Annotated in this window: 16 protein-coding genes; 13 read left to right on the top strand and 3 right to left on the bottom strand. The window is 67.4% G+C overall.

Going from position 1 to position 18,842, the window contains the following annotated elements; translation table 11 throughout:
* The first annotated feature begins 64 nt into the window (after positions 1 to 64).
* The 6 genes from C5O79_RS36195 to C5O79_RS36170 all read left to right on the top strand — a co-directional run bounded on the left by C5O79_RS36195 (position 65) and on the right by C5O79_RS36170 (position 5,645).
* The gene (locus C5O79_RS36195) at positions 65 to 889 is read left to right on the top strand and encodes an OmpW family outer membrane protein (protein WP_046549629.1); all 825 of its coding nucleotides are present in this window, start codon (positions 65 to 67) and stop codon (positions 887 to 889) included.
* A gap of 121 nt (positions 890 to 1,010) precedes the next feature.
* Positions 1,011 to 1,514 carry a hypothetical protein gene (locus tag C5O79_RS36190; RefSeq protein ID WP_046549628.1) on the top strand — a complete coding sequence of 168 codons (504 nt, stop codon included), beginning with the start codon at positions 1,011 to 1,013 and terminating at the stop codon, positions 1,512 to 1,514.
* A 373-nt stretch (positions 1,515 to 1,887) separates the two neighbouring features.
* Complete coding sequence (locus tag C5O79_RS36185) at positions 1,888 to 2,979, top strand: hypothetical protein (protein ID WP_122476640.1); 1,092 nt, start codon at positions 1,888 to 1,890, stop codon at positions 2,977 to 2,979.
* 434 nt (positions 2,980 to 3,413) lie between these two features.
* On the top strand, positions 3,414 to 4,556 hold the full coding sequence (locus C5O79_RS36180) for a glycosyltransferase (protein WP_046549626.1): 1,143 nt from the start codon (positions 3,414 to 3,416) through the stop codon (positions 4,554 to 4,556).
* Positions 4,553 to 5,047, top strand: coding sequence for a hypothetical protein (locus C5O79_RS36175; protein WP_122476638.1), 495 nt, complete (start codon positions 4,553 to 4,555; stop codon positions 5,045 to 5,047). The genes C5O79_RS36180 and C5O79_RS36175 overlap by 4 nt, the downstream gene beginning before the upstream one ends.
* Positions 5,048 to 5,060: 13 nt before the next feature.
* Positions 5,061 to 5,645: a dual specificity protein phosphatase family protein gene (locus C5O79_RS36170; RefSeq protein ID WP_122476636.1), complete on the top strand. Its 585-nt coding sequence runs from the start codon at positions 5,061 to 5,063 to the stop codon at positions 5,643 to 5,645.
* Positions 5,646 to 5,729: 84 nt separating this feature from the next.
* On the opposite strand, the gene betA is transcribed toward C5O79_RS36170, so the two are convergent.
* The 3 genes from betA to betI are packed head-to-tail and all read right to left on the bottom strand — an operon-like array spanning position 5,730 to position 9,542.
* A complete protein-coding gene (gene betA / locus C5O79_RS36165) occupies positions 5,730 to 7,430 on the bottom strand; it encodes a choline dehydrogenase (protein WP_046549623.1) in 1,701 nt (566 codons plus the stop codon).
* 25 nt (positions 7,431 to 7,455) lie between these two features.
* Positions 7,456 to 8,925, bottom strand: coding sequence for a betaine-aldehyde dehydrogenase (betB, locus tag C5O79_RS36160; protein ID WP_122476634.1), 1,470 nt, complete (start codon positions 8,923 to 8,925; stop codon positions 7,456 to 7,458).
* A 32-nt stretch (positions 8,926 to 8,957) separates the two neighbouring features.
* On the bottom strand, positions 8,958 to 9,542 hold the full coding sequence (betI, locus tag C5O79_RS36155) for a transcriptional regulator BetI (protein ID WP_122476631.1): 585 nt from the start codon (positions 9,540 to 9,542) through the stop codon (positions 8,958 to 8,960).
* A 721-nt stretch (positions 9,543 to 10,263) separates the two neighbouring features.
* Here betI and C5O79_RS36145 point away from each other — a divergent pair.
* The 7 genes from C5O79_RS36145 (at position 10,264) to C5O79_RS36115 (ending at position 18,748) form a co-directional block, all read left to right on the top strand.
* Positions 10,264 to 11,166 (top strand): alpha/beta hydrolase, encoded by a 903-nt coding sequence (locus C5O79_RS36145; protein WP_046549620.1) that lies wholly within the window; start codon positions 10,264 to 10,266, stop codon positions 11,164 to 11,166.
* A 67-nt stretch (positions 11,167 to 11,233) separates the two neighbouring features.
* Positions 11,234 to 11,803: an isoprenylcysteine carboxylmethyltransferase family protein gene (locus C5O79_RS36140; protein WP_046549619.1), complete on the top strand. Its 570-nt coding sequence runs from the start codon at positions 11,234 to 11,236 to the stop codon at positions 11,801 to 11,803.
* Positions 11,804 to 11,820: 17 nt separating this feature from the next.
* A complete protein-coding gene (locus tag C5O79_RS36135) occupies positions 11,821 to 13,104 on the top strand; it encodes a nucleotide disphospho-sugar-binding domain-containing protein (RefSeq protein ID WP_122476628.1) in 1,284 nt (427 codons plus the stop codon).
* Positions 13,101 to 14,696, top strand: coding sequence for a DHA2 family efflux MFS transporter permease subunit (locus C5O79_RS36130; RefSeq protein ID WP_122476626.1), 1,596 nt, complete (start codon positions 13,101 to 13,103; stop codon positions 14,694 to 14,696). Before C5O79_RS36135 ends, C5O79_RS36130 begins: the two co-directional genes overlap by 4 nt.
* A 10-nt stretch (positions 14,697 to 14,706) precedes the next feature.
* Positions 14,707 to 15,645 carry a glycosyltransferase family 2 protein gene (locus C5O79_RS36125; RefSeq protein ID WP_122476623.1) on the top strand — a complete coding sequence of 313 codons (939 nt, stop codon included), beginning with the start codon at positions 14,707 to 14,709 and terminating at the stop codon, positions 15,643 to 15,645.
* Positions 15,646 to 15,653: 8 nt separating this feature from the next.
* Positions 15,654 to 17,558, top strand: a complete 1,905-nt coding sequence (locus C5O79_RS36120; protein WP_131932241.1) for an efflux transporter outer membrane subunit — start codon at positions 15,654 to 15,656, stop codon at positions 17,556 to 17,558.
* Positions 17,558 to 18,748, top strand: a complete 1,191-nt coding sequence (locus C5O79_RS36115) for an efflux RND transporter periplasmic adaptor subunit (protein ID WP_122476618.1) — start codon at positions 17,558 to 17,560, stop codon at positions 18,746 to 18,748. The genes C5O79_RS36120 and C5O79_RS36115 overlap by 1 nt, the downstream gene beginning before the upstream one ends.
* The last annotated feature ends 94 nt before the right edge of the window (positions 18,749 to 18,842 follow it).

Genomic DNA, 18,842 nt, shown 5'->3' with positions numbered 1-18,842 from the left:
GGATGGAGACACGGTGGCGCCGCGCGCGGATGCGCGGCGCCCGGACAGAATGAGGGGAGACTTCATGAAGAAGCTGATTGTCGCGGGTGTCGTCGCAGGCGTGTCGACGCTCGCATCGGCCCAGCAGGCGGGCGACAACGTCGCGACGCTGGGCTGGCTGCACATCATGCCGCAGGATTCGACCAACGGGCTGACGACGAATCTTGCCGGCATGCCGATCAACGGGCCGCTGCGCCTGCCCGGGTCGTTTACGTCGCCGGGCACGAGCCTGACGGTCAACAACGCCGATACCGTCGGCCTCACGCTCACGCACTTCTTCACCGACCACATCGCGGTGACGTCGGTGCTCGGCGTGCCGCCCGAGTTCACGCTGACCGGGCACGGCTCGATCCGGCCGCCCGGCCCGGCCGGTGCGCTCGGCAGCGTCAACATGGACAACCCGGCGAACCAGCCGGCGGTGAAAAACGCGCGGCAGTGGAGCCCGACGGTCATTCTGCAGTACTACTTCAATTCGCCGACGGCGCGGTTCCGGCCGTTCGTCGGGATCGGCGTGGCCTACAGCTGGTTCAGCAACATCGAACTGAACGGAAACTTCGCGAAGGACATCAACGAGAACCTCGGCAGCGTGCTCGCGGCCGGTGCCGGCAAGCCGGGGCCGACGTCGGTGGAGGGCAAGGCGTCGTCGTCGTTCACGCCGGTCTACAACGTCGGCGCGAGCTATGCGATCGACAAGCACTGGGGCCTAACGGCGACGCTGACCTACATGCCGCTGAAGACCTACTCGTCGCTGGTGATCAAGGCGGCCGACGGCTCGACGCTCGCCACCACGCGCACGAAGTTGAAGGCCGACCCGCTGATCACGTTCGTCGGGATTTCCTACAAGTTCTGAGCCGACCGGTGCGCATGACGCGCATCGACGGCTTCCTGTGACCGGCTGACCGGACCCATCCGGCCGGAAGGTCGCGTTCCTGGCGGCGTGCCGCCATTTGTGAAGAGAGGGGGCAGTTCAAATGAGCATTCGCAAAATCGTATCGCTTGTTGCTGCAGTGGCTTTCACCGCGGTTTCGGCCGCGCCTGCTTTCGCTGTCACCGTTACGCGGGCCGACGGCCAGCCGATGAACCCGAACGGCGAGCCGTTCTCGGCGACCGGGCTCACGAACCTCAGCAAGGGTGCGATCACCGCAGGCTGTACCGCGACCTTCAACGGCACGATCACGTCGACCGGTATCGTCAACATCACGTCGACGACGTTCACGGGTGGCGCAACATGCTCGCTGATCAGCGGCAGCGCGAGCAGTACGTCGCCGTGGACGGGGCAGGCTGACAGCACGACGCAGTTGTCGATCAATAACGTAAAGGTGAACGTCACGCTGCTCGGCACCTGCGGGCCGAGCAAGGTCGTGACGACGTGGAGCGATACGAACTCGTCGCTGGCGTTCAATAACTCCGTGCTGACGCCGGACTGCACGGTGGCTGGCACGGTTCTGACGTCGCCGAAGTTCCACGTGCAGTAAGCGATCGCGGATCGAAGCGGATGCCCGCCGCGCGCGAGGGCCGTGCGGTATGTGCGGCGGGTATTCGCGGTTTCGCTGGGTTCGTGCCGTCGCGTGTATCGGCGCGGCGGCCGGATTCGTTCTGCAGAGCGGTCGCGTTTTTCGTGCAAGGCCGCCGGGGCGCTCGCTGTGCGCGAAGAGCGGGCTGGATGCACGCGGCTTTCCGCTTCCTCGATGCTTTCGAGCCTTCGTCCATATCAGCGCGATGACAGGCTGGCCGCACGCGTCGCGATCCGATGCGCGCGGCCTTGCAGGATCGGCACGGCGTACCGCGCCATCCGATCCAACTGAATTAACCACTATTCCAATTGGCCAGAACACTCCCGGAAGACCCATGCTTACCGATCCAGCAAAGTATGGAGATGCCCGCGGCGCGACGCCTGACCGGCTGCGCACGGCCGCGTGGCTGCAGTACCTGATAGAACATCTCGACGCTGCTGCGTGCGCGGCGGAGGCGGGTGATACCGGCGACACGACCGTCATCGCGTCGCACGCGATACGCATGCGAGTGGGCGCGAACCTGTCTCGAGAAGCGGCAGCGATTCTTGGCCGGCTGGCGCCGTGGCTCGCGTCGGACGGTGGCGCCTGCGCATGCGATCTGACGGACCCGCGCGGCGCGTGCTCGCATGTGCCTTCGATGCAGCAACTCGCCGAAGCCGAACGTAGCTGCCCCGGCTCGCGTACCGTGTTCGACACCGCGTACGGCGTGATCGATGCATGCACGTTCGACGACCCCGATGTCGGCTGGGCCGCACTCGAGCGGATTGCCGGTGGTGTCGAATGCGGCGGGGGCGATGACGGCGAATGCACTGAACATGAAAAGGGCGCGCAGGACGACATGCCGCCTGCGAAGAACCTGAGAGAAAGGCTGGAGGTCGTCGCGGCGGCGAGTGGGGAAACGTCGGCCATGCCTGGCGCCGTCATCGACGCGATCGTGCTGCGTGCGTGCGGGCCGCGCGACGATGCATCGCGCATCGACGAGATGGCGGCGCTCGTGACGTTCTCGGCTGCACTCGCCGCTGGCGACGGGACTTCTGTTGCCGCGTATGGCGGTCAGCACAACCTCATTGCGCGGGCGATTCGCACGCATCGTGCCGATCTCGCGTCGGTGGACGGGCTGCTCGCGGCGTTGTCCGTGTGCCGGCTCGATCAGCTCGTCGGCGCGGGCAGCTTCTGGGCGTACTACCTGCTGGCGGGCATCGTGATTGCAGCACCGGATGCCGTGCGGGAAGTCGGTCGCCGCTTTCATGGCGATGAATGGCAGGCGTGGCTCGATCACGTGCTCGCGTGGCCGGCGGTCAGCCGCTTCGGGCCGAAGGAGGACGTCGCGTTCGAACGTCTGCAAGGCGCAATGAGCCTGACGTCGCGATGGAATCCGATCGTTCGCGGGAAACGGATGCGGAAGCGGGGTGTTGTAACGCCCTGATTCGGGGAGCACGTGGAACAAGGCCGGCGGGTGCATCGCCTTGGTCGAAGCGCCACGCAAGGATTCCAAACGACTCGCGCACGGGCGCCTTGGCTCGCGCCGAAATGCCGGCCTTGTTCGCACGCGCGAACGGGCGTCAGGCGGCGGCGCGCTGAGCCTTCGTGCTGTCGGCGCCCACGCCATCGATCCCGCCAGCCCGCCAGCCCGCCAGCCCGCCAGCCCGCCAGACCGCCTCGCGCCTCCGCCGATCCAGGCACCCTCGACCGAACGCAGTATGATGCCGCAGGCGGTGCCGGCGATCGCTCCGTTGTAACGGCCCGCCCGCACCGCCAAAGATCTGCCAAGCGTGTTGTAAGCCGGACGCAAACAGCCGCCGCGTGAGAGCGCCGCCGCGAACCCGCGTCCGGGCCACCTTCATCGAAACGGTCAGTCAGATGTCAAAGCAAAACAAGAAGATCCTCCTCCTGAGCGTCAGCGCCGGTGCCGGCCATACCCGAGCGGCCGAAGCGATCCGCGCGTTCGCCGACCACCATCCCGCCGGCATCGAAGCCACCCACCTGGACGTGATGGATTTCGTATCCACCGGCTTCCGCAAGCTGTACACCGATCTCTACATCAAGCTCGTCAGCAGCCAGCCGGCGCTGTGGGGCTACCTGTACCAGAAGACCGACGAAGTCGATCCCGCCGCGCCGTCGCAGAAGATCCGGCGCGCGATCGAGCGGCTCAATTGCCGGGCACTGCTCGCGGAGATCGAGCGGCAGCGCCCGGACGCGATCATCTGCACGCACTTCCTGCCCGCCGAACTGCTGTCGCGCGAGATCCGCAAGGGGCGCGTCGATACGCCGGTGTGGGTGCAGGTGACCGATTTCGACCTGCACAGCATGTGGGTCGTGCCGAACATGCGAGGCTATTTCGCGGCCAACGACGAAATCGCGTGGCGCATGCATGCGCGCGGCATGGCGCCCGACACGGTGCACGTCAGCGGCATTCCGATCATGCCGGCGTTCGGCCAGCCGCTCGATCGCGCGGCCTGCGCGGCCGAGTTCGGCCTCGATCCCGCACGGCCGACGTTCCTGATGATGTCCGGCGGCGCGGGCCTCGGCGGGCTCGACGTGCTGGCCGCGCGCCTGCTCGAGATGGATGCCGACTTCCAACTGATCGCGCTGGCCGGCAAGAACAAGGCGATGCTGGCGTCGTTGCAGGAACTGGCCGCGCAGCATCCGGGCCGGCTGTTTCCGCAGGGTTTCACGCAACAGGTCGAACGCCTGATGGCCTGCGCCGATCTCGTGATCACGAAGCCGGGCGGCCTGACGACGTCCGAGTGTCTCGCGATGCAACTGCCGATGATCGTCAACTCGCCGATACCGGGCCAGGAAGAGCGCAATGCGGATTTCCTGCTCGAGCAGGGCGTCGCGCTGAAGGCGATCGACGACGATGCGCTCGTCTACCGGATCCGCGCGTTGCTGCAGACGCCGGAGCGTCTCGCCGACATGCGCCGCCGCCTCGCGCCGCTCGGGCGGCCGCTCGCCGGCCGCTTCGTGCTCGATCGCGTGCTGGGCCTGGAGCCGGCCGCATGAGCATCGCGCGTTTTGTGCCGACGCGCCATACGGTGTTCGTCGTCGCGTGGGTCGTGCTGCTCGCGTACTTCTTCGCGAACGTCGAGATCCAGATCGAAGGCAGCGCGGGCTGGGCCGCCAACCTGCCGACGTGGCGCATCGAACATCACTGGCTGCTCGACATCTTCTGGGGCGGGCGGCCGATGACCGGCTACCACGCGTGGGTGTTCCCGTTCGTCGCGCTGTTCTTTCACCTGCCGGCCGTGTTCAACGGACGGTGGTCGTGGCGCATCGAAGCGCGGATCATCGCGTGCATCATGGTGTTCTGGCTGACCGAGGATTTCCTGTGGTTCGTGCTGAATCCGGCGTATGGCCTGGCCCGCTTCAATCCGGCGAACGTGCCGTGGCATATCCACTGGCTGGGCGTGGCCCCGACCGACTACTGGACGATGAGCGCTGCTGCGATCGTGCTGTTCATCGTTTCCCGCGAGCGCAAGCGCGCCTTTTACTGATCTCCGACCCGACATGAAAATCGCCGTCATTGCCGCGCTCGCCGTTACGCTCGCAGGGCTCGTGCAGCCGGCCCACGCGGACCCGGCCTCCGAGGTGTCCGTCCGGCCTTTCAAATGGGCGCAGAGCGTGGCCGATGCGCATGTAAACAACCTGCACCGCATCACGCCGACGCTGTACCGCAGCGCCCAGCTGTCGCGCTCGGACGTGCCGGAACTGCAGAAGCTCGGCATCCGCAAGGTCATCAGCTTCCGTTCGTTTCATGCGGACGACACCATCCTGGCCGGCACGCAGATCAGGATGCAGCGGATCCGGATCAACACGTGGGACATCCGCGACGAGGACATGGTGACCGCGCTGAAGGCGCTGCGCACGGCCGACCAGGACGGCCCGGTGCTGATCCACTGCCAGCACGGCGCCGATCGTACCGGCCTCGTGTCGGCGTTGTACCGGATGGTGTACCAGGGCTGGACGCGCGAGCAGGCGCTCGATGAACTGCAGCACGGCGGCTACGGGTTCCATCCGATCTGGCAGAACATTACGAACTACTTGAAAAACGTCGACGTCGAGCGTTTGAAGCGGGAAGTGAACAGCGGCTGACGGGCCCATGCAAAACGCCGCCGACAGTCATTGTCGGCGGCGTTTCGTCGGTGCATGGCTGAGCGGGCAGCAGGCCCGCCGTTATCAAACCGTCTCCGGCTGCCGCACCGCCTTCGCGATATTGCGGGCCATCGCCCCGTTCGCAACGAAGTAAGGCACATCCACGCGCGCAAGCGCCTTGCGCCCGCGAATCTTGTCCGCGATCTTCTCGGCGATCATGATCGTCGGCGCGTTGAGGTTGCCGGTCGTGATGATCGGCATGATCGACGCATCGACGACGCGCAGCCCTTCGAGCCCGTGCACGCGGCCTTCTTCATCGACCACGGCCATGTCGTCGTAACCCATCTTGCACGAGCACGACGGATGGAACGCGGTCTCCGCGCGGGCGCGCACGAACGCGTCGAGTTCCTTGTCGGACTTGCAGTCGGCGCCCGGATTCAGCTCGCGGCCGCGATATCGATCGAGCGCGGGCTGCCGCATGATTTCACGCGTCGCGCGGATCGCATCGCGGAACTCGCGCCAGTCGAGCGCTTCGGCCATGTAGTTGAACAGGATGCTCGGATGGTCGTTCGGATCGCGCGAGCGCAGCTTCACGCGGCCGCGGCTCGGCGAGCGCATCGAGCCGACGTGCGCCTGGAAGCCGTGCATCTCGATTGCGTTCGAGCCGTTGTAGTTGATCGCGACAGGCAGGAAGTGATACTGGATGTTCGGCCACAGGTCGTCGTCGCGCGTGCGGATGAAACCGCCCGCCTCGAAGTGGTTGCTCGCGCCGAGGCCGGTGCCGTTCAGCATCCATTCGAGGCCGATCTTCGGCTGGTTCCACCACTTGAGCGCGGGGTACAGCGAGACCGGCTCCTTGCACTCGTACTGGATGTACATCTCCAGGTGATCCTGCAGGTTCTGGCCTACGCCGGGGAGGTCGAGCACGACGGGAATGTCGAGTTCCTTCAGCCATGCGCCGGGGCCGACGCCCGAGCGCTGCAGCAGTTGCGGCGACGCGATCGCGCCGCTGCACACGAGCACTTCGCGCCGCGCATGCGCGGTCGCGCGTTCGCTGCCGCGCAGGTACGTGACGCCCGATGCGCGCTTGCCGTCGAACAGGATGCGATCGGCGAGCGCGTGCGTGACGATCTCGAGGTTCGACCGCACCTTCGCCTGGTCGAGGTAGCCGCGCGCGGTGCTGGCGCGGCGGCCCTTCGGCGTGACCGTGCGGTCCATCGGGCCGAAACCTTCCTGCTGATAGCCGTTCAGGTCGTCGGTGCGCGGATAGCCGGCCTGCACGCCGGCATCGACCATGGCCTCGAACAGCGGGTTCACGCCGGGCTTGCTGGTCGTGACCGACACGGGGCCGCTGCCGCCGTGATAGTCGTTCGGGCCGACGTCGCGCGTTTCGGCCTTCTTGAAGTACGGCAGGCAGTCGAGATACGTCCAGTTCTCGAGGCCCTTGTGCGTCGACCAGTTGTCGTAGTCGAGCGCGTTGCCGCGGATGTAGCACATGCCGTTGATCAGCGACGAGCCGCCGAGCCCCTTGCCGCGGCCGCATTCCATCCGGCGGTTGTCCATGTGCGGCTCGGGGTCGGTTTCGTAGGCCCAGTTGTAGCGGCGGCCCTGCAGCGGATAGGCGAGGGCGGCCGGCATCTGCGTGCGGAAGTCGAAGCGGTAGTCGGGGCCACCCGCTTCGAGCAGCAGCACCGTCACGTCCGGATCTTCCGTCAGGCGCGTTGCGAGCACGTTGCCCGCGGAACCTGCGCCGCAGATGATGTAGTCGTATTCGCGTGTCGTCATGACGGTCAATCTCCTTTCGTGATCCTTAAAACACCGGGTTGTAGCGGCCGAGCTCGACCTGCACCGACTTGATTCGAGTGTAGTGCTCGAGCGTCGTGATGCCGTTCTCGCGTCCGACACCGGATTGCTTGTATCCGCCAACCGGCATCTCGGCCGGCGATTCGCCCCACGTGTTGATCCAGCAGATGCCGGCTTCGAGACGATGGATCGTGCGGTGCGCGCGCGACAGGTTCTCGGTCACGACGCCGGCCGCGAGGCCGTAGTGCGTGTCGTTCGCGCGGGCGATCACTTCGTCTTCCGATTCGAAATCGAGGATGCTCATCACCGGCCCGAAGATTTCCTCGCGGACGATCTTCATGTCGTCGCGGCAATCGCCGAACACCGTCGGCGCGACGTACTGGCCGCCGCCGAAGTGACCTTCCGTCAGGCGCGTGCCGCCCGCGAGCAGCTTCGCGCCTTCGGCCTTGCCGCTCTCGATGAAGCCGAGCACCTTGTCGAGCTGCGCGGCCGACACGAGCGGGCCGAAGTTGGTCTCGGCATCGGTCGGCTTGCCGACGCGGATGCGCTTCACGCGTTCGAGCACACGCTGCGTGAATGCATCCTTGACCGAACGGTGCACGAACACGCGCGTGCCGTTCGTGCAGACCTGGCCCGAGCTGAAGAAGTTGGCGGTCACCGCGATGTCGGCCGCGCGGTCGAGGTCGGCATCCTCGAACACGATCAGCGGCGACTTGCCGCCGAGCTCCATCGTCACTTCCTTCAGCGACGACGCGCCGGCCAGCGACATCACCTTCTTGCCGGTTTCGACACCGCCGGTGAACGACACCTTCGCGATGTCCGGGTGGCACGTCAGCAGCGCGCCGACCGAGCCGTCACCCTGCACGACGTTGAACACGCCGGCCGGCACGCCGGCTTCCGTATAGATTTCCGCGAGCTTCAGCGCGGTGAGCGGCGTGACTTCGCTCGGCTTGAACACCATCGCGTTGCCGGCCGCGAGCGCGGGGGCCGTCTTCCAGCACGCGATCTGGATCGGGTAGTTCCACGCGCCGATGCCCGCGCACACGCCGAGCGGTTCGCGGCGCGTGTAGACGAACGATTCGGCGCGCAGCGGCACCTGCAGCCCTTCGATCGCGGTCGCGAGGCCCGCGTAGTACTCGATCACGTCCGCGCCGGTGACGATGTCGACCGCGAGCGTCTCGCCGATCGGCTTGCCCGTGTCGCGCGTTTCCAGCGCCGCGAGTTCGTCGTTGCGCTCGCGCAGCAGGTCGACCGCGCGGCGCAGGATGCGCGAGCGCTGCATCGCGGTCATCGCGGCCCATTCACGCTGGCCTTCCTGTGCGGACGCCACCGCGCGATCGACGTCGGCCGCGCTGGCCTGCTGCACCTGCGCGAGCAGTTCGCCGGTGGCGGGATCGAAGGTGTCGAAAGTCTTGCCGCTCGTGGCGTCGACGTAACCGCCGCCGATGTAGAGGCGCTGCAAACCGAATACGGACATGAGGATCTCCTTGAGGGCGACTGCGTGGCGCGTCAGTCGGACGCGAGCAGCAGGTCGATGTAATCGTGGGCGAGCTTCAATGCAGCCCGGGTGTCGATCGGGCCGCCGGCGAGTGCGCCGCGCAGCCACAGGCCGTCGATCAGCGCGGCGAGGCCGCTGGCGGCTTCGCGCGCTTGCGTGCGCGGCAACGCCTTCGCGAATTCGGCGCACAGGTTCGAGTGGAGGCGCCGCGTGTTGACGTGCTGCAGGCGCTTGAGCATCGGGTCGTGCATGCTCTGCGACCAGAACGCGAGCCAGGTCTTCATCACGGGCGCGCTGACCTGCGTGTCGTCGAAGTTCGCGGCGGCGATCGCGCGCAGCCGGGCGCGCGGATCCTTGCGTGCCGCCACGCGGCGGCGCGTGGTGGCCGACCACAGGTCGCGCAGCACGTGCCGCATCGTCGCTTCGAGCAGGCCGTCCTTGTCGCCGAAGTAGTGGCTGACGATGCCCGTCGAGATGTTCGCGCGTTGCGCGACCGACGCGAGCGTCGTGCCGGGCAGGCCTGCCTCGTCGATCGACCGCAGCGTGGCGTCGATCAACTGTGCGCGGCGAATCTCCCGCATTCCGACTTTCGGCATCGCGACTCCCTTCGCCCGGACGGGCCGTCCATGGAAGTCGAGAGCTTAGCGGTTTTTTATTGATCGTTCAATCAATAAAAAACCGGGGTCGGACGGCGACGGCGGGTACCCGGCAGGTGAGCGAGGCCTCCGATCACACGTTGTGCAGGTGCGGAAAAATAATTGAAAGATGTTTAAAAAAGTTGGAATTCGTTTAAAACGCTTTCGGAATCGAGCGATCAATCCGGTTAATCGTTTCAGGTGTCGAAGCGATTACGGAATGAAAGAATATTGAGCTGTGTGATATTCGGTTGAGCGCGGAATTCGATGCGCGAAACCACGTCACGATTCGGTCGTGAAAATCCGTTTGAAATAAGCGAATTAAACGACATAAATTGCTGATTATGAACGAATATTTGTCCTTTTTAAGGAAATCTGCCGTCACCGCGCAAACGATTGCTATCGCCCTCGATCGAATTCCGCCTACCATAAAAAATGCGGGAATAATTTGAATCTGCCGTATTTCCTAACAGAGTAGAGGGTATCGTTGGAATGACTTGAGTCAGTAATATTGTCCGTATTAGTATGGCGCCGCACTACGAGGAATGAATCGATGCCGCCGGTATTGCCGCGGTGCATTGGCCAATCGCGCGATTCGGATCGCGTGTAAAAAACCGGCGCAGTCATTGCGCACCTGCAGCATGCCGCGACGTCGAGACGCCGCATCAACCGGAGAACGACGATGCTGACCGAAAAACACGTGGTCCCATTGCCGAATGGTCTGAAGGTCTACGTCGAACGCAACGTGTTCGACCCGGCGTTCGACACGGCAATGCTCGTCAACGGCGCCCTGGCGACGACCGCGTCGTTCGGGCAGACCGTCCAGTATCTCGGCGAGCGGATGAACACGATCTGCTTCGACCTGCCGTATGCGGGGCAGTCGCGCCAGCACAACCCGGGCTGCTTCATCCTGACGAAGGACGACGAGGCCGCGATCCTGCAGCACCTGGTCGAGCGCTTCGCGCCGGCGTACCTCGTGTCGGTGTCGTGGGGCGGTGTCGCGTCGCTGTTCGCGCTCGCACGCGGCTGCCCGAGCGTGCGGCGCGCGGCGATCTGCTCGTTCTCGCCGTTCCTGAACGATGCGATGGTCGACTACGTGACGCGCGCCCGCGACCACATCGCGGCCGGCGAGAACCTGAAGGCCGCGCAGCTGCTGAACGACACCGTCGGCCGCTACCTGCCGCGCATCATGAAGCTGTACAACTACCGGTATCTCACGCGCCTGCCGCGCGACGAGCAGGACCAGGTCGCGTTCCACGTCGACCAGATCCTGTCGCTGCAGCCGGAGCGCTACCTCAGCGAGTTCTCGAACATCGGCTGCGAGCTGCTGTTCCTGAACGGCGAGCGCGACGAATACACGACCCCCGCCGACGTGCGCCAGCTCGGCGCGCACGTGCCGCGCGCACGGTTCGCGACGGTGCCGGACGCCGGCCACTTCCTCGACATCGAAGGCCGCGCGCAGCGCGAATACACGCGTTCGGCGTTGCTCGACTTTTTCTGCGGCGGGTCGTCGCTCGCCGCCGGCATGGCGCTTGCCGCCGCGCAGTCGTGCGTGCCGGCTCCGATGCACGCGCTGTCGTCGTGACGCCGTCCGCCGTGCGTCCGGTACGCGCGGCGCTCCCGAATTCCCATCCCAACGAGGCAGGCCAGCCGTGAATATCGTTCAGACCATCGCCATCGTCGTTCCGTGGGCCGTGTGGCTCGCCTACTGGATCGCCACGTCGCAAGGCGTGAAGACGACCGTGCGCAAGGAAGCGTCGCGCTCGCGCACGTTGCAGTCGATTCCGCTGATCGTCGGCGGCGCGCTGATCATCCTGCCCGATCCGTCGTGGCAGGCGCTCGTGCCGGACTGGCAGCGCTTCGGCCTGCAGGCGCAGTGCGGGCTCGCGGTGCTGGTGGCCGGCCTGCTGTTCTCGGTGTGGGCGCGGCTGCACCTCGGCACGAACTGGAGCGTGTCGGTCACGCTGAAGGAAGACCATGAGCTCGTCCGCACGGGGCCGTATGGGCTCGTGCGTCACCCGATCTATACGGGCTGCCTGATCGCACTCGTCGGCGCGGCGCTGATCGGCGGCGAATGGCGCGGCGCGATCGGCGTGCTGCTCGTGTTCGCGTCGCTCGCGTACAAGGTGCGCGTCGAGGAAAGCTGGCTGACCGGGTATTTCGGGCCGGCGTACACGCAGTACCGTCGCGAGGTCGCGGCGCTGATTCCCGGCTTCTACTGATCCCCGCGAGGCGCGCGATGGCGAAGATGATCGTGACCGCGATCGGCTCGGCGGGCGACGTGCATCCGCTGCTCGGCGTCGCAAGGACGCTCGCGGCGCGCGGCCACGACGTCGTGTTCTGCACGCATGCGCCGTTCGAGGCGGTCGTGCGCCGTTGCGGGTTCGCCTTCGTGCCGATCGGCACCGCGGCCGAATACGAGGCCGCGATGGCAAACCCCGCGCTGTGGGATTCGCGCACGTCGTTTCGCACGCTGTGGGAGGTGATCGCGCCGACGCTGCGCCCGCACTACGACGCGCTGCGTGCGCTGACCGACGACGATACGGTGCTCGTCGGCACGCTGTGGGCGTTCTCCGCGCGCTTCATGCAGGAGTTGCACGGTACGCCGTACGTGTCGGTGCAGGTGTCGCCGTCGACGCTGCTGTCCGCGCATGCGCCGCCGACGCACCCGCGCCTGACGATTCCCGCGCGCTGGCCGCTGCCCGTGAAGGCGGCGCTGATGACGCTGATCGAGCGGCAGGTGCTCGATCGCACGTGCGGGCCCGCGCTCAACGCGGTGCGCCGCGCGCTCGGGCTCGCGCCCGCGCGGCGCGTGCTGGGCCGCTGGCTGCATTCGACCGATGGCGTGCTGTGCCTGTTTCCCGGCTGGTTCGCGCCGCCGCAGCCGGACTGGCCTTCGAATCATCTGCAAAGCGGTTTCCCGCTGTTCAACGATATTGCGACGCCTGAAGACGATGTGGCACTCGATGCGTATCTCGCGGCCGGTGAGCCCCCGGTCGTGTTCACGGCCGGTTCGACACGCGTCGATCACGCGGCCTACGCGCGTGCGGTGGCGGACGCGCTGCGCGCGACCGGCGCGCGCGGGATCCTGCTGACGTCGCAGGATGCGGTGCCGGACAGTGACCGTTTGCTCGTGCGCCGCTTCGTGCCGATGCGCACGCTGCTGCCGCGCTGCCGCGCGCTCGTGCATCACGGCGGGGTCGGGACCGCGGCGCTCGCGTTCGAAGCCGGGATCGCGCAGGTCGTCACGCCGTTCGCGCACGACCAGTTCGACAACGCGCAACGCGTCGCCGTGAGCGGCTGCGGCGTGCGGGTCGACGGCCCGATCGACGGTGCGCGTCTCGGCGCGGCGCTCGCGCGTGTGCTCGGTGAACCTTCGTTCGCGGTGCATGCGGCGCGCACGCGCGCGCTGCTTGCCGCCGAGCGGGACGGCTGCGAAGCCGCCGCCGATTTCATCGAACGGTTCGCACCGGCGCATGGGCGTGCTGCCGTGCGGCACGAAGCTGCGGTGGCCGGCGCATGAGCACCGCGTCGCCGCTTCACGACGGGCCCGTCGCGCCTTCCGCGTTCGACGTGCCGGCGCCCGCGCCGGCCGCGCAGCCGGTGCGTGGCATCCGGCTCGCGCTGCTGACGTTCGCGCTGTCGCTCGCGACCTTCATCGAGGTGCTCGACTCGACCGTGACGAACGTCGCGGTGCCGGCGATCTCCGGCAGTCTCGGCGTATCGAACAGCCAGGGTACGTGGGTGATCAGCTCGTACTCGGTCGCGGCCGCGATCGCGGTGCCGCTGACGGGCTGGCTCGCGCGCCGCGTCGGCGAGTTGCGGCTGTTCGTCGGCGCGATCCTGCTGTTCACGCTGACGTCGCTGCTGTGCGGGCTCGCGCGCGACCTGCACGTGCTGGTGATCTGCCGCGCGCTACAGGGACTGTTTTCCGGGCCGATGGTGCCGCTGTCGCAGACGATCCTGCTGCGCACGTTCCCGCCGGACAAACGCACGATTGCGCTCGCGCTGTGGGCGATGACGGTGCTGCTCGCACCGATCTTCGGGCCGGTGGTCGGCGGCTGGATCGTCGACAACTTCTCGTGGCCATGGATCTTCCTGATCAATCTGCCGATCGGGCTGTTCTCGTTCGCGGTCTGCACCGCGATGCTGCGCCCCGACGCGCAACACGGCCAGGCCGGCCCGATCGACGTGCCGGGCATCGTGCTGCTCGTGATCGGCGTCGGCTCGCTGCAGGCGATGCTCGATCTCGGCCACGATCGCGGCTGGTTCGGCTCGCCGCTGATCGTCACGCTCGCGGTGGTCGCGGCGCTCTCGATCGTGTCGCTGCTGATCTGGGAAGCGGGCGAGGCGCATCCCGTCGTCGATCTCAGCCTGTTCCGCGATCGCACGTTCTCGTTCTGTGTACTGATCATCTCGCTCGGGATGATGAGCTTCTCGGTGGTCGGCGTCGTGTTCCCGCTGTGGATGCAGGCCGTGATGGGCTACAACGCGTTTCACGCGGGGCTTGCCACGGCGTCGCTCGGCGTGCTCGCGCTGGTGTTCTCGATCCTCGTCGGGCTGCATGCGCATCGCTTCGACGCGCGCGTGCTCGCGACCTTCGGCTTCCTCGTGTTCGCGGCCGTGCTCGCATGGGATGCGCATTTCACGCTGAAGATGACGTTCGCGCAGATCGCCGCGCCGGGCCTGATCCAGGGGATCGGGCTGCCGTGCTTCTTCATTCCGCTGACCGCCGCGACGCTGTCGCGCATTCCGGACGACCGGCTCGCGGCCGCGTCGAGCCTGTCGAACTTCCTGCGCACGCTGTCCGCCGCGTTCGGCACCGCGATGAGCGTGACGCTGTGGGACAACCGCGCGACCTATCACTACGACGTCGTGTCGCAATCCGTCACGCACGCGTCGGCGAACACGCAGCGCTTCGTGCATACGCTGAACGCGATGGGCGTGGATGGCGTGCGCGAGTTGTCGACGCTGCACCAGGTCGTGATGCAGCAGGCCTACATGATGGCGACCAACGACATGTTCTGGATGGCGAGCATGACGTGTCTCGCCCTCGCGGCAATGATGTGGCTGACGCGGCCGAAGCGCGGCGCGTCGGCCTCGTTCGGGCATTGAGGAGAGGAACATGACGACACTCGGCGCACTCGTGATCCTGTATTACCCGAGCGATGCACAGCTCGATGCGCTCGGCGCATGGCGGCACGCGTGCGACGCGCTGCTCGTCGTCGACAACACGCCGCAGCCCGATGCACGGGCCCGCGAGATGTGCGCGCGCGAAGGCATCGCGCTGCTGCATCACGGCAACCGCGGCGGGATCGCGGGCGCATACAACGCGGGGCTCGCGGCGCTGTTTCGCGACCGGATCGATGCCGTCGCGCTGTTCGACCAGGATTCGTCGGTGCCGGCCGCGTATTTCCCCGCGATGCGCGATGTGTGCGCGGGGCTCGGCAGGCGCGCGTTCCTGGCCGGCCCGCGCATCTTCGACGAAAACGCGCGCAGCTTCCTGCCCGAACTGTCGACCAACGGGATCGGGCTGCGCCGCCTGCGCATCGAGCCGGGCGCACCGTTGCAGCGCTGCGCGTTCCTGATTTCGTCGGGCTGTGTCGTGTCGCGCGACGCATTCGACGTGCTCGGCCGTTTCGACGAGACGCTGTTCATCGATCACGTCGATACCGAATACAGTTTCCGCGCGTTGTCGCGCAACGTGCCGCTCTATGTCGTGCCGTCGCTGGTGCTGCCGCACCGGATCGGCGCGAAGCAGCGTCATGCGATCGGCCCTTTTGAAATGACGTCGATGAATCACTCGTGGCAACGGCGCTATTACAGCGCGCGCAATGCGGTGCAGCTCGGGATGCAGTACGGGTTGCGCTTTCCGGTGGCGATCGTGCCGAACCTGCTGACGGTGTGGCAGGTCGTGCAGATCGCGCTCGTCGAACGCGACAAGCGCGCGAAGCTCGCCGGCATCCTGTTCGGCGTCGCCGATGGCCTGTTCGGCCGGCTCGGTCCGCTCGAACGCACGCGGCCGCGTCTGGCCGCGCGTGCGCAACGCGTGCAGCAGGGGTGAGGGGCGCGATGCGGCGTGTGAATGAAGCGGCGAGTGCGGCGCGTGGCATGAAGGGCGGCTCGATGACGATCGCCGTCGCGGCCGTGTCGCTGGCGTTGAGCGGATGCGTGCCGTCGGGCTTCCTGCCGTCGCTGTCGTTGCGCGCGCCGGCCGACGATGCGCTCGTGCATACGGCCGGCCCCGGCGTGAACGGCGCATGGCCCGCGCCCGACTGGGTGAAGCAGTTGAATGATCCGCAGCTCGATGCGCTGGTTGCCGAGGCTTCGCAAAACAACCCGGACCTGCAGGTCGCGCAGGCGCGGCTGCGGATCGCGCAGGCGCAGCTTCAGCAGTTCGATTCGTTGACGGGACTGACGGGCACGGCCGGCGCGACCGTCAGCCGCGCGCGCATGCCGAAGCCCGGCGACGACGTCGCCAACGTGTCGGTCAGCGGCTATCGCGTGCCGGTGGAGATCTTCGGCGATCCGAACACCTCGCCGTCGTCGGTGTTCGTCGGGCTGACCTACCAGCTCGACCTGTGGGGCAGGAACCGCGCCGCGACGAAGAGCCTGATGTCGCTGCGCGAAGCGGCGCGGGTCGAGGCGGAGCAGGTGCGGCTCACGCTGGCGGTCGCGATCGTCACCGTGTACTGCCAGCTCGACCAGGCGTATGCGACGCAGGATCTGCTTCAGCAGAAACTGAAGGTCAGCCAGCGCGTGACGACCGTGCTGCGCGAGCGCACCGCACGCGGGCTCGACAACGCGTACGACGCGAGCGACGCCTCGATCAAGCGCAGCAAGCTGCTCGCGCAGATCGCACTCAACGACGAACAGATCAAGCTCGCGCAGCTGCAGCTCGGCGTGCTGTCCGGTCGCGGCCCGGAGCGCGGGCTCGCGCTGCAGCGGCCGCGCGTCGGCACATTCGCGGGCGGTGCGCTGCCCGCGCGGCTGCCGGCCGATCTCCTGGGGCGCCGGCCCGACATCGTCGCCGCACGGTTGCGTGTCGAAGCCGCGTTCGCGAATGCCGATTCGACACGCGCTCAGTTCTATCCGGACGTGAACCTCGTCGCGCTCGGCGGCGTGTTCGCGCTCACGCCCGCGTCGCTGTTCTCGCGTGACGCACTCGCCGGCTCGGTCGGCCCGGCGATCTCGCTGCCGATCTTCGATCGCGGCCGGCTGAAGGCGAAGCTCGGTGCGGATGTCGCGCAGGCCGACGTCGCGATCGGGCTGTACAACAAGACCGTCGACGACGCGCTCGGGCAGGTCGCGCAGTTCGTCACGTCGCTGCAGACGTCGCAGACGCTCGTCGCTCAGCAGCAGGACGCGGTCGCGGCCGCGCAGAAGATCGTGGAGATCGCGACCGACCGGCACCGGCGCGGCGTGCTGATGCAGAAGGACGTGGATGTCGCGGATCTCACGCTGATCGACGAGCGCGCGCAGATGATCGCGTTGCTCGGCCGGCAGCGGTCGCTGCGCGTCGGGCTCATCGGCGCGCTGGGCGGCGGGTTCGATGCGGGCGCGACGGTTGCGCAGGCGCCGGCCGTGCATCGGGCGCGTAGCGGGGCGGCGAAGCGAGGCGCTGCTGCGATTGCCGCACCCGCCGTGGCCGCTGCGACCGCACCGAAAGCATCGAACGCACCGAACGCACCGAACGCACCGAACGCACCGAACGCACCGGACGCGAGCCGACCGGTGGCGGCGCCGTCGGCCGATGTGCGTGCGGCGAGCGTGGCCATGCCGCCGATCGTCGCTGCATCGAATGCGGCGCCCGCACGACGCGACGACGCGGCGCGCACACCGGCCGCCGCCGCGACGCCTCGCAGCACCCCCGTTCTCGCGCGCACGGCAGCGGCGAGTCCGGCGCCGAGCCCGTCGGTCACGCCACCGATTCCCCTGTTCCAGCACGATCGCCTGATCGTTACGCAAAGCGACTGATGCATCACGACAACCTCCATACCGCCGCGCCGCCGGCCGCACTGAACGACCCGGCACTCGACGCACGCCGCGCGACGCGCCGCAAGCGCTTCATCGCGTTCTTCGCGGTCGTGCTGGTGGCCGCGCTCGCGTGGATCGCGTACTGGCTGCTGAGCGATCGCTATTACGAAGACACCGACGACGCGTACGTCGCCGGCAGCATCGTCCAGGTCGCTGCGCAGATCCCCGGATCGGTGACCGACGTCGTGGTTGCCGATACGCAGGCCGTGCGCGCCGGCCAGACGCTCGTGAAGCTCGACGACACCGAGGCGTCCGTCGCATTCGCGCAGGCGAAGGCGCAGCTCGCGCAGGCCGTGCGGCAGGTCGCGAACGCGAAGATCTCGAACACGATGTACGTCGAGGCCGTGAATGCGCGGCGCGCCGACCTGGCGCTCGCGCAGCGCGCGTTCGCTGCACGCTCGGGCGCGTCGGTCGAGATCGTCGCCCCCGAGGAACTCGCGCGCGCGCGCGCGGCGGTCGCCGGTGCCCAGGCGAATCTCGCGGCCGCGCAGGCGCAACTCGATGCGGCACGTGCGCTCGGCACGCGGTTGCCTGTTGACGAAAGCCCGGCTGTCGTGCAGGCGGCCGCGCAGTTCAAGCTTGCGTACCGGAACCTGAAGCGCACGACGATCGTCGCGCCCGTCGACGGCACGATCGGGCAGCGTTCGGTGCAGGTCGGCCAGCAGGTCGGGCCCGGCGTGCCGCTGATGTCGATCGTGCAGCTCAACCAGCTGTGGATCGAGGCGAATTTCAAGGAGGGGCAGATTCGCCACATGCGCATCGGGCAGCCGGTCGAGGTCGTGTCCGATCTGTATGGCTCGCGCGTGACCTATCGCGGCCGCGTGCAGGGCTTCTCGGCGGGTACGGGCAGCGCGTTCTCGATGCTGCCGTCGCAGAATGCGGCCGGCAACTGGATCAAGGTCGTGCAGCGCGTGCCGGTCGTGATCGCGCTCGATGCGCGCGATCTGGCCGCGCATCCGCTGCGCGTCGGGTTGTCGATGCGCGCGACGGTCGACACGCACGATCGCAACGGCCACGCGCTCGACAGCGAGCCGCCGACGCCGGCCGTCAGCACACGCGTGCACGACGGCGTCGCGAGCGATGCGGAAAGCGCTGCCGCCACGATCATCCGCGAAAATCAGGGCGGGTAACGTCCGAACGAGAGAGGGGCGGCCGGTCGCCGCGAACGGCCCGCCACCCGGCGCCTGGTGCGTCACTGCGCTCGCCAGCCCCCCAGTTTCCCAG

This window comes from Burkholderia sp. SRS-25 (genome assembly GCF_004343765.1).
GTDB lineage: Bacteria > Pseudomonadota > Gammaproteobacteria > Burkholderiales > Burkholderiaceae > Burkholderia > Burkholderia contaminans.
Note: the sequence above shows the minus strand (reverse complement) of the source record. Positions and strands in the feature narration are given on the sequence as shown.